Origin of the sequence: Campylobacter sp. 2018MI10, from assembly GCF_018501175.1 — a bacterium.
GTDB lineage: Bacteria > Campylobacterota > Campylobacteria > Campylobacterales > Campylobacteraceae > Campylobacter_E.
Genome location: NZ_JAHCZD010000028.1, coordinates 1 through 11439 on the forward strand (window position 1 = coordinate 1; position 11439 = coordinate 11439).

An 11439-nucleotide genomic window follows, 5' to 3' on the forward strand; every position below is an offset into this window, starting at 1 on the left:
CAGTTACTCAAGTAAATGTTAAATCAGCTGAAAGTAATATTAGAGATGTTGACTTTGCATCTGAGAGTGCTACATTTAGTAAACACCAAATCCTAGCTCAATCAGGTGTATATGCAATGAGCCAAGCAAATGCTGTTCAACAAAACGTAATGAGATTATTACAATAGTAATAATGAATGGAGTTTTTAAGGTGCTTGTCGCCTTAAAAACGACTAAATTATTACAATAGTTTTAAAGATTATTTGTAATAACAAAAAAGGTGCTATCCTTAGCACCTTTTTTACTTCTTTAACTTTTTAAAAAACATAATCAAAAAAACATTTTAAACTTTTAAGAATTTAAAATTAGAATTTCACTTAATGCTTGATAATTTAATATACTAACGATTACAAAAGTAACAAATATGAATGTAACAATTACAACAAATAATAATCCGTATTTTTAAAGGCTTTAAAAGAATTAGTAAAGGCATTTAATGAGCCGATAAAGATTAAAAAAACAAAAAGTAAGATTTCTTGAATACCCAGCCAATCATTACTATAATAGCGATGAGTTTTACAAGGCGTTAAAAGAAGTTGAAAGTGGCAATGTAATTAAGTGTAAAAATTACGATGAGTATAAAAAAGCTATAGATAGTAAGAATATATAAAATCCATCTATCAAAGCAATACAAAAAACAATACAATAAGCTAAGCAAAGCTGATAAAATCTAACAAAAGTCTAAGAACTAATTTATAAAAACCACGCATTGTAATGGATTTAAAAGATTGTAAAGATTGTCATATCAAAAATGATTTAGTGCTAGTGTATAAAAAATAAAAATATATTAATTCCAACTTGCATTAGCATTGTAAATAATAGCAAAATAAATAATTTAACATAAATTAGATTTTAGCGATATATTTTTATTGTAATTATTTTAAGGTGCTATTTTTAGCACCTTTTTAAAAACTAAGCAAAATCAAAAAACTAGCATAAAAAATATTTATGATTGTTTTAAATCCACCCTTATAACCAGCGTTTTTTCTTAAAAAATATAATAGGTATTATTGTAGAGATTATCATTAGGCTCAAGGTTATAAAATACCCATATTGGAATTTTAATTCAGGCATATTCTCAAAGTTCATTCCATAAATTGTCCCTATTAAAGTAGGTGGCATCATAGCAACGGTAACAACGGTAAAAAGCTTTATGATTTTGTTTTGTTCTATGTCAATTTTGCTAGTTAAAATCGTCTGTATATTATCCAAAATCCCAAGTTGCGAAAGGCTAAAATCTATTAAAGAATTTAAATCTTTTAAAATTATGTCTAAATTCTCTTTAATATGAACGCCTATTTTATCGCTTTTAATAAGTGATGATAAGGTCTTTTTCTTCTCAAACAACGAATACCTAATCTGCATATTTAAATCTTGAAGATTTGAAATCTTAGCAAGGTAAAAATCATAATCAAGAGCATTTTTTTGCTCTAAAATCTCGGTTTTTAGCAATCTTGAAACCTTATCAATCCACTCTAGCACATCTCCATCTTTATCCACTCTCATATCAAAAATCTCGCTTAATATCTCATAGCCACTTTTATAATGAGTTGGATTTGCTAGAATTATGTTTTCTACAGAAGCAAAGGTCGGAATTTCTCTAGCACGGATTGTAAATAATACTTTTTTATTTAGTAAAAATGTAATCGTATCTTTTGTAGTGGTTGTTTGATTTAGAGCGTCTTTATTTAAAAACACATTATTAATAGTAATAGTATCTTGCTCTTCCCAATATCTCGCACTTTCTTCTATGTTGTATTTTTCATCATCGTTTGGAATTTTAATATTAAAATTATTTTCTATATAAGCAATCTCATCTAGGTTGAAATTAAACAAATCTACCCATAAAGTATTTTCAGGTATTTCTTCATTGATATTAATAGTGCGTTTTAATACATTTAAATTGTCTTTATAATAAACAAAAAGCATAAAAATCCTTTATAAATTTTAATTATTATAATGAAAATTTTGAAATTTTAAATAGGATTTAAGGCTAAGCTTAAATCCTAAGAATTATTGTTTTAATTGTAAAAGTGTGTTAAGCATTTGATCACTTGTAGTAATTGTCTTAGAGTTTGCTTGATAACCCCTTTGAATTACGATTAAGTTTGTTAAAGATGTGCTTAAATCAACGTTAGACATTTCAAGGCTACTTGCTTGGATTTTACCACGACCACCTGTTGTAGCAGCTCCGATTACTGGCTCACCTGAGTTTGATGTTTGAGTGAAAACATTGCCGCCTTCAGCTTCTAAACCTTCGTTATTTGTAAATGTCGCCATCGCAATTTGTGCTAGACCAAAGCTTCTACCATTTGTAAAGCTTCCGATGATTGTTCCGCTTTCATCAATTCTAATTCCGTTTAAGTCCCCACCACTAAAACCATCTTGAGAAATACCACTTGTATTACTCTCTCTATCATAACTTGTAATTCCATCAAAATCATTTGGATTACCGAAATAAAAATCTATGTTTTGATTAGGAGTTGAGCCGTTGTTTGCTGTAAAGCTTACTGAACTTGGGCTAAATCCTTGTAATGAACCATCGCTATTAAATCTAATTGTTCCTGTTAGGACATTTTTTGGACCTTCGCCACTAATGTTGATTTCACAAGGCTCTGGAACTTGAATTACTATTCCCCACTCTGTGCCACCATCATCTGTGTAGCCGATTTTTGTAAAGTCATATTTGATTGAGTGTTTTGTCCCAAGTGAGTCAAATATATCAATACTTGAACTATGTGCGCTCATATAAAGCCCTTGAGTTTGGCGAATTCCATCTCCACTTGTAAGTGCTCCTTGCATACCTTGCATAGTTTTCATAAATTTATCGTTTTCATTAACATTATTTGCCGGATTTGTTAGATTGCTAATGCTTAAGAACATATTGAAGTCATCTTCGTTTGCATTTGCGTTTGCAGGAGTTGTTAAAGTTGGATTTAATTGTATAAATTGTGCTTGTTGTTCCGGTGTAATTTGATCCCAACCATTTAAACCAGGTAAACCCTGTGGATAGTTTACACCTGCTCCATTATTGTTGAATAAAACTCTAGCTCTATTATAAATTGCTTCTGTGCTCATATCAAATACATCGCCATCATCAGCATTAAATGCGTCTCCTTTAGGATTTTTGATAACGAATTGTCCTTTAGCATCTACTATGATTTCAACTCCATCATTTTTAGTCCCTTGAGTATTCCAATTAGCATCAGTTACTTGTCTTCCATCGTAATTTACATAAAGTCTTGCATCTTTTTGCATAGCTTCTCTTAAATCTTCTGTGGTATTAAATGTTCTTTCCATATTAGCATTTAATGCGTGTGCTGTATTAGTTGGGTTTGGATCATAAGTATATTGATAAGCAGTAATTACTTTAATACTAGCACCATTACCATCACCTTTATCTGTAAATCCATTATTAGCACCAATTAAACCTGTGTTATCTGCAGTTGCACCATTTCCAGCTCTTAAAACTATGTTTTTCATAGCTGCTGTTGTGCCTTGCTTATTATCATTTACTAAAATAAGTCTATTTCCATTTACTATATCAGCTCTTACACCTGTTTTACCACTTACTCCATTAATAGCAGTTGCTATATCAGCTACATTTGATACACTGCCACTAATTTGAGTGCCGTTAATTTCTATATTTAAATTTGCTGGAGCATTAAATTTACCATTGTTATCAACATTATTTAATGTTAATTGCCCAGTTCTAGCTTCTGCATAACTAACCCAAATTCCTTGACCTTTTCTAAGTCCAAGACTTTCTCCACTAGCATTGAATAATACCCCCATATCAACGCCACGCTCATTTAAGCGTAATTCACCATTTTTATTTGTAATAAAGCTATTTTGTGAAACATCGTTTTCTTTATGCACACCCGCATCAACCTTAATACCATCGCCGTTTATATTAGTCCATTCGTGATTGCTATCTAGCTGATAGATTGGAGTTTTTTTATCGCCTATGCTATTACCTGAATTTAGGTTTGCTTTTAAACTAACTAATGTTGTAGGATTTGCAGGGGTTGTAAGACCTGGTTTTATTACTATATTTCTAATTGGAGAAGTCGTATCAACTTCGCCTGTAACTTCATCTCTTAACCAGCCTTGTGCTATATAACCATTATTATCAACGAAGTTACCATAAGCATCACGAACGAAGTCCCCGTTTCTTGTATATTTATAAGTTTTACCACCATCAGGGCTTACTACGAAAAATCCATCGCCTTGGATAGCTAAGTCTGTGTTTTTCTTTGTTGTTTGGATACTTCCTTGAGCAAAAATCTTAGTAATTGAGTTAATTTGAGTTCCAAGTCCAACTTGCATAGGGTTTTTACCACCTAGCTCTCCTTGTGGAGCTGTTGCAACTTTGCTTGTTTGGTTCATCAAGTCGTTAAAATTTGCACGAGAGTGCTTAAAGCCTGTTGTATTAACGTTTGCTATGTTATTACCTTCTACGTCCATTGCTATTTGGTGTGCCTGAAGACCTGATACTCCAGACCAAAGTGATCTCATCATTTTTATATCCTTGTAATTAAATTCTCTAAGCAAGTTTCAGCAAAAGGTGTTCCAATTTTATTTTTTTATATTAAAATGTTGTTTTAATACCGAAAATAAGGGGATTTTGTGGATAGTGTAAAAAATAATTTTAGATTAGATTTAATAAAGTGCTTATCAAATACAAGATTACAAAGTTATAAAGACTTAGACGAGCATTTTAAAAATCTTAAATTAATTTCAAAATTATCCCCAAAAATAGGCATTTTAGAAATAACTTTAAGAAATTATTTAAATGATATTTTGGCAAAAAAGTTTAATAATGATGATTGGCTTTTAGATTACGAAAATGAAAGTATAAAAGAACAAATCAATAAATTATATAAAAGCAAAAAAAGAACGCCTACAAAAGATGAATTATTAAGCAATCTTACGCTAGGAACGATAATTAAGATTATTGAAGATGAAAAAATTGAGAAGTATATATTTTCAGATTTAGACTTAAAAAGATTTGATAAGAATAATAAAAACTACATAATAATAAACGGGCAAAAGACTAATATATTTTTAGATAATAAAAATAAAGCATTATTAAAACTATTTTTAAGTCTTAGAAATCGTGCAAGTCATTTTGAGAATTTATTAAAAATGAGAAATAACAAATATTCTAATATTAGTTATAAATTATATGAAAATTGCTATATCAGTATAAATCCAAGAAATTTAGAAAGATTTTTAGATGATTTGATAAGTGATTTTAATGAAGATTTGATAAGCAGAGTAAAACTCTGCTTTTAAGAGTGTCAAGACCACTCACGAAATACATTTCATAATATCAAAAAAAAATTAATCATAAAAGCTTTATCAATGTTTGTTAAAATCAGCTTTTATTAAAAGGAGAAAAATGAAATTTTTAAATATTCAAAAACTAAGCACTGAAAAGCTAGAAAATATGGGTTTTACTTGGCATACAAATGAAGATAAAAAATCATATGTAGATGATAAATTAATAATAATTAGCGAAGATGAAGCAAATAATTATTATAACGCTTGTAATGAGCTATATGATATGTTTATAAACGCAGGTTCTTATGTAATTGATAATAATCTTTTAGATAAACTTGGCATTCCTTTTAATTTACACGAAGTTGTGAAATTATCTTGGGAAAATGAAGTTCATTGGCATTTATATGGGCGTTTTGATTTAGCTGGTGGGCTTGATAATTTACCTATTAAATTGCTTGAGTTTAATGCAAATACTCCAACGGCACTTTTTGAAACGGCGATTTTACAATTTGAGCAATTAAGACTAAATAATTTAGATGAAAGCAATCAATTCAATCACACTTATGAAGCAATCGTTGATAATTTTAAACGCTTATCAACTTTAGATGAAGATGTAAGTAATTTTGATGAAGTATATGAAGGCTGGAAAATACTTTTTACAAGTGTAAAAAATACTGAAGAAGAACTAACTACAAGATTACTTATGCAAATGGCAAAAGACGCTGGATATGAATGCGAGTTTGCTTATATTGAAGATGTTGAATTTAGCGAAGATGGAGTGTTTTTAGCTGATGAGAATTATGAGTTTTGCTTTATGCTAATTCCTTGGGAAATAATAGCTATTGAAGAAAGCGAATTAGCACATTTACTAACAAAAATAATCAAAAACCAAAAAGCAATTATCCTAAATCCTGCTTATACATTATTATTTCAAAGCAAGGCTATTTTAGAGATTTTATGGCAGCTTTATCCAAATCATAAATATTTATTAAAAACTAGCTTTTTACCACTTGAAAACACTAAACAAGTTAAAAAGCCGTTTTTTGGTCGTGAAGGTGCAAATGTTACGATTTTGGACAAAAATGGCGAAATAATCACAAAAAACAATGGAGATTATGAAAATAACGGATTTATTTATCAAGAATTTGCAGAACTTAACGAATATAATGGCGAGTTCTATCAAGCTGGGGTATTTTTTGCCTACGAAGCGTGCGGACTTGGATTTAGAAAAGGTGGAACTATTATAGATAATTACGCACAATTCGTAGGACACATTATTAAATAAAGGAAAAATATGCAAGAAATTCTAAGTCTTACTTCATTTGTAGTTGATTTTGATATTAAAAAGAATTTAAAACAAGAATTACAAAATTATAAAAATATTTTAGTTATTGCCGGAGTTACGGCATTTGCGAAATTTAAAGATAAATTAGAATACGCAATTAGTGGCAATTATCATCTAACGCATACTAAAGAATGCTCGTTTAATGATATTAATAAAATTATAAATGAATGCAAAGGCTTAGAATTTGATTTAGTCTTAGCAATTGGTGGTGGTAAGGTTTTAGATACTTCAAAATACATAGCAAATGCTTTTAATCTAAAAATAATTACTATACCAACAATCGCTGCAACTTGTGCTGCTGTATCTGCTCTATCTGTTATTTATGAAGATGAAAAGTTTAAAGAATTAGCGCTTTTTAAAGAACCGCCTTTTAAATGTTTTATAGATTTAGAAACTATTAAAAACGCTCCTAAAAGGTATTTAATAGCAGGTATTGGCGATACGATGGCGAAATTTTACGAATTTGATTTGCAATTAAAATATGCAAAAGCTAATAATATAGGCGTAAATTACTCAAATTCTTTTGGCAAAATTTGTAGTAATTTGTGCGTAGATTTAAACTATGAATATGCAAAATCTTTAAATGATGATTTGAGTTTTAAAAATGTCGTAATGTCAATAATTGTAAATACTGGCTATGTTTCACGCTCAATTAATATTGAATATAATGGAGCTTTTGCTCACGCAACTTGCTATGCGATAAGTTATATTAAAGAAATAGAAAAAAACTTCTTGCACGGAGAATTAGTAGCATTTGGTATTTTAGTCCAATTACTAATTGAGAAAAAATATGATGAATATGAAAAATTGCTTAAGTTTTACAAAGAAATCAATTTACCTACTAAAATAAGTGATTTTATAAAAGAAGATGAGTTTTTAAAACATATTGACAAAATAGCTAGTTTAGTCCTTGCATCTAGCGATGTTATTAATCTAATTAATCGTGGTTTTATAACAAATCTTGATGAGATAAAAAATGCTTTAATTTATAAAAAGGAGAAAGAATGAAAATTGTATTTTTAGACGCAAACACCTTAGGCGGAGAAAACATTGACGCATTTAAAGAATTTGGCGAAGTTGTATTGTATGAAAAATCATCGCCTAATGAAGTAGTAAAAAGATTAGAAAAATGCGAAGTAGCAGTGATTAATAAAATCAAAATGAGCCGTGAAGTTATGCAAGCTTGCCCTGATTTAAAACTAATTTTAATTAGTGCAACGGGTATGAATACGGTTGATTTGGTTGCGGCAAAAGAATTTAATATCGTAGTTAAAAATGTAGCAGGTTATAGCACAAAAAGTGTGGCTCAACATACTTATGCTCTACTTTTATCATTAATGAACGAAACTCTTTATTATAATGACTACACAAAAAAAGGCAATTGGGCTAAGAGCGAATTATTTTGCGATTATTCAAGAAGAATTTACACAATAGAAGGCAAAACTTGGGGAATTATAGGACTTGGAGCTATTGGAAAAGAAGTTGCAAAAATAGCACAAATGTTTGGTGCTAATGTGATTTATACAAGTCTTAGTGGCAATAATAACAATGCTGATTTTAAAAAAGTTAGCTTAGAAGAATTGCTAAAAAATAGCGATATTATAAGCATTCACGCTCCACTTAACGACAAATCATATAAATTAATCAGCGAAAAAGAACTAACAATGATGAAAGATAATGCGTATTTGCTAAATCTTGGGCGTGGCGGGATAATTGATGAAGTAGCACTCGCAAAAGCAATTGATAGTAAAAATATCCGTGTTGGGCTTGATGTTGTAGAAGTTGAGCCAATGAGTGCCGATAATCCTTTATTAAACATAAGCAAAAAGCAAAATCTAATAATCACCCCGCACATAGCTTGGACTGCTTGTGAGTGTGTTACAAGGCTAGTGGCAATGATGGTGAATAATTTAAGAGATTTTTTAAATGGTAAATAAGATTTACTTAGGGCTAATTTTAGCCCTATTTTTTAGCTCTTGTGCTAAGCAAATTCCAACTACAACTATAAATCTAACTATTAAAAGCGATATTATTAAGTTTAAAGGACAAGGTTTTTTAAAGAATAATAAAGGTGATTTAAGTCTTGATTTATATACACTTGGAAAATACATAAATACTTTTAAAATCAATGAAAAAATATGTTTTAACAACGAATGCTATACCAAAAAAAGCTTTAATGAAAAATTTTTTGGCAAATGGTATTATGATGATTTGTTAAAAGATATAATTTTATGTAAAAATATATTTTCTAAGAAAAATTACTCAAAAACTCAAAATGGTTTTACTCAAATCATTGATGATTTAACTTATGTTGTTGATGATTTAAAATGTGAGTTTTCTTCAAAAAATATTATCATTAAAATTAATAAATAATAAATTTTATTATTCTATAATAATTTTTTCCTAATAATCTAATAAAATTTACAAAAAAATATTATATTTAGATGGAATTTATAATAAGGAGAAATTATGAAAAAAGTATTATTTTCATCGGTTTGTGCAGTGGCACTACTAGGGACAAATGTATATGCAGTAGAAAATAGTTTAAGTAATAGTTTAGATACTTTTTTAAGTCAAAAAACAGAGTTAGAAAGCAAGATTAAAGAGCAAAATACTCTAATAACTCAAAAACAAGAAAGCGTAAATAATGCTAATAATGATTATTTAGTAAAAGACAAAGCATTTAAAGAAACTGCAAAGGCTATAGATACAGCAACATTAACAGCAGGAGATAAACAAAGCGAAAAAAATAAAGCTGAAAGAGAACATGCTAATTTAGTAAATCAAGGTAATTCTTTAAATACTCAAAAAGATAATTTAACTTCTGAAATTAGTCAATTAGAAAGCAGTATTACAAAATACGAAGAAGAATTAAAAGTATTAGAAACCAAGTTAAATGAAGCTAAAACAAATCAAGAAGAAAAAGGTAAATTATATAAAACGGCTAATGATAAATTAACTTTAGCAAATGCAGACAAGTCAAAACTAGTTACAGCAGAAAAAAAATTAGGAGAAGAACATTTAGCTTTACAAGAAAAATATAACTCAGCTGGTGAAGAAGAAAAAGAACTTTTAAAACAACAACTTGATGACAAAGCTCAAGCGCTAACTGATGCTCAAAACGCAATTAAAGCTTTAGATGAAAAAAATAAGAATTTAATTACAGAAAAAACAAGAACTGAAATAGAATTTAATCAAGCTAAAAAAACTACTGAAAGTATTATTAACAATCAAAAAAGTATCAATAGCCAAAAAAGTGGTGTTGAATTAGAATTAAATTCAAAAAAACAATCACTAACACAAACTTCAACAAGTATAGAAGAAAACACTAAAAAACAAGCTGACGCAAAAGCGAATTTAGAAAAAGCTCAAAAAGATTTTGAAAATGCAAGTGCTGCCATTTTAACAGCTAAACAAAATCAAACCGATGCTAAAACAGCTTTAGATAAAGCAAGTGAAGACCTTGAAAAAGCTAAAGCAGAACTAACTACAGCTAATAAAGATTTAGAAAACTTAAAAAAAGAATTAGAAAATATTGAAGCAAATATTACAAACAATACAGAAGAAGGTAAAAAAGTTAAAGACCAATTAATGTCAAGTGGTATTTATACGGCTAATACTCAAACTCACGCTAACGCATTAATCAGTTTAGCAGCTTCGCACAATGGAGATTTAAGCAATGCAGCTCCTGAAGTAAAAGCACAAGCACAAACCTTAGCAAATCAAATAGCTACAACAATTTTAGATGAGAAAAAAGACGATATAACAGCAGAAGCTCTAAGCACTTTAAATGTTCAAATCAATAATATGAATAAGCGTTTAGGTGAAGTGCGTGGTTTAAATGCGGATATTGGGACTTGGTTTAGAATTTATGGTGGTCGTTTTAGCAATGGTAACAATAATTTCAATTACTATTCAACCCAAATTGGTGCAGATAAAAAAACTAGCTTAAATAATGCTGATATTCTTGCTGGTGTGCTATTTGGCTATGATAAAATCAATGCAGGTGTAAGAGCAAAAGACACTAGTGTAGGAGCGTATTTAAGCTATATTCACAATGATGGATATTTTGCTGATTTGGTATTAAAATATATAAGAAGTAGTTATGATAGTAAATTTGTTGATGTTAAATCTCAAAATTCATTCTTAGTTAGTGCAGAGGGTGGATATAGATTTAATGTAAATAATAATTTTTATCTTGAACCAAGCCTTGAGATAATCACTGGATATATCGGCAAATATGAATCAAGCTTAAAAATCTTTAATAAGTTTAAAATAAATGTAGATGCTCACTCTCCATTAATATTTAAACCACAAATATTTGCAGGTTATAGCGTAAATGATTTTACATTTAGAGCTGGTGTTGGGGCAGTAATTGATACTCAAACTAAAGAAGCAGACCTTTTAATAGGCGATATTATAAAAGGAGTAAATGCTAAGGTAAAAAGCAAATTAGGAGCTAGCGATAGAGGATTTGTAAGCGTTGGCACAGCATATACATTTAGCGATAATTTAAGATTGAATTTAAGTGTTGAAAGAAGCTTTGGCACAAAACTTACAAATGATTATGAAATAAACTCAACTATTAGATATACATTTTAAAATAAAGGGCTTTAAGCCCTTTTTTATCAAACCCCCACTAGCTAAGCGCTCATGCAAACGCATCTATGAACAATAGATCAATTGACAGTTCTTTAAATAAGTTAAACTCAGGTTTTAGAATTAACTCTGCTGCTGATGATGCTTCAGGTATGGCAATTGCTGATAGC

At 29.3% G+C, this 11439-nt stretch carries 9 protein-coding genes and 1 pseudogene; 8 read left to right on the plus strand and 2 right to left on the minus strand.

Features of this window, described 5'->3' with window-relative positions; all coding sequences use genetic code 11:
* Nucleotides 1-167 (plus strand): flagellin (locus tag KJR01_RS09275; protein ID WP_284444070.1); only part of this gene is annotated, 167 nt, incomplete at its 5' end.
* 841 nt (nucleotides 168-1008) lie between these two features.
* On the opposite strand, the gene corA is transcribed toward KJR01_RS09275, so the two are convergent.
* Nucleotides 1009-1968, minus strand: a complete 960-nt coding sequence (corA, locus tag KJR01_RS09280) for a magnesium/cobalt transporter CorA (protein WP_214118896.1) — start codon at nucleotides 1966-1968, stop codon at nucleotides 1009-1011.
* Between the two features lie 84 nt (nucleotides 1969-2052).
* On the minus strand, nucleotides 2053-4560 hold the full coding sequence (gene flgE / locus KJR01_RS09285; protein ID WP_214118898.1) for a flagellar hook protein FlgE: 2508 nt from the start codon (nucleotides 4558-4560) through the stop codon (nucleotides 2053-2055).
* Nucleotides 4561-4668: 108 nt separating this feature from the next.
* On the opposite strand from flgE, the gene KJR01_RS09290 reads away from it, so the two are divergent.
* The 7 genes and pseudogenes from KJR01_RS09290 to KJR01_RS09320 form a co-directional block, all read left to right on the plus strand.
* Nucleotides 4669-5337, plus strand: coding sequence for a hypothetical protein (locus KJR01_RS09290; protein WP_214118900.1), 669 nt, complete (start codon nucleotides 4669-4671; stop codon nucleotides 5335-5337).
* A gap of 106 nt (nucleotides 5338-5443) precedes the next feature.
* Nucleotides 5444-6610: a glutathionylspermidine synthase family protein gene (locus tag KJR01_RS09295; protein WP_214118902.1), complete on the plus strand. Its 1167-nt coding sequence runs from the start codon at nucleotides 5444-5446 to the stop codon at nucleotides 6608-6610.
* Between the two features lie 9 nt (nucleotides 6611-6619).
* Entirely contained in the window at nucleotides 6620-7678 is a 1059-nt protein-coding gene (locus tag KJR01_RS09300; protein ID WP_214118903.1) for an iron-containing alcohol dehydrogenase, read from the plus strand.
* Nucleotides 7675-8607 carry a D-2-hydroxyacid dehydrogenase gene (locus KJR01_RS09305; protein ID WP_214118912.1) on the plus strand — a complete coding sequence of 311 codons (933 nt, stop codon included), beginning with the start codon at nucleotides 7675-7677 and terminating at the stop codon, nucleotides 8605-8607. The genes KJR01_RS09300 and KJR01_RS09305 overlap by 4 nt, the downstream gene beginning before the upstream one ends.
* Nucleotides 8597-9043, plus strand: a complete 447-nt coding sequence (locus tag KJR01_RS09310) for a hypothetical protein (RefSeq protein WP_214118914.1) — start codon at nucleotides 8597-8599, stop codon at nucleotides 9041-9043. Before KJR01_RS09305 ends, KJR01_RS09310 begins: the two co-directional genes overlap by 11 nt.
* 96 nt (nucleotides 9044-9139) lie before the next feature.
* Nucleotides 9140-11272, plus strand: coding sequence for an autotransporter outer membrane beta-barrel domain-containing protein (locus KJR01_RS09315; RefSeq protein ID WP_214118916.1), 2133 nt, complete (start codon nucleotides 9140-9142; stop codon nucleotides 11270-11272).
* 41 nt (nucleotides 11273-11313) lie between these two features.
* Nucleotides 11314-11439, plus strand: a pseudogene (locus KJR01_RS09320) (flagellin N-terminal helical domain-containing protein); the annotation flags it as partial.

What these genes read in the sequence shown, in the direction of transcription:
- KJR01_RS09300 (WP_214118903.1), top strand. Translation starts at nt 6,620, where the DNA reads ATGCAAGAAATTCTAAGTCTTACTTCATTTGTAGTTGATTTTGATATT.
- corA (WP_214118896.1), bottom strand. Translation starts at nt 1,968, where the DNA reads ATGCTTTTTGTTTATTATAAAGACAATTTAAATGTATTAAAACGCACT.
- KJR01_RS09315 (WP_214118916.1), top strand. Translation starts at nt 9,140, where the DNA reads ATGAAAAAAGTATTATTTTCATCGGTTTGTGCAGTGGCACTACTAGGG.
- KJR01_RS09305 (WP_214118912.1), top strand. Translation starts at nt 7,675, where the DNA reads ATGAAAATTGTATTTTTAGACGCAAACACCTTAGGCGGAGAAAACATT.
- KJR01_RS09310 (WP_214118914.1), top strand. Translation starts at nt 8,597, where the DNA reads ATGGTAAATAAGATTTACTTAGGGCTAATTTTAGCCCTATTTTTTAGC.
- KJR01_RS09295 (WP_214118902.1), top strand. Translation starts at nt 5,444, where the DNA reads ATGAAATTTTTAAATATTCAAAAACTAAGCACTGAAAAGCTAGAAAAT.
- flgE (WP_214118898.1), bottom strand. Translation starts at nt 4,560, where the DNA reads ATGATGAGATCACTTTGGTCTGGAGTATCAGGTCTTCAGGCACACCAA.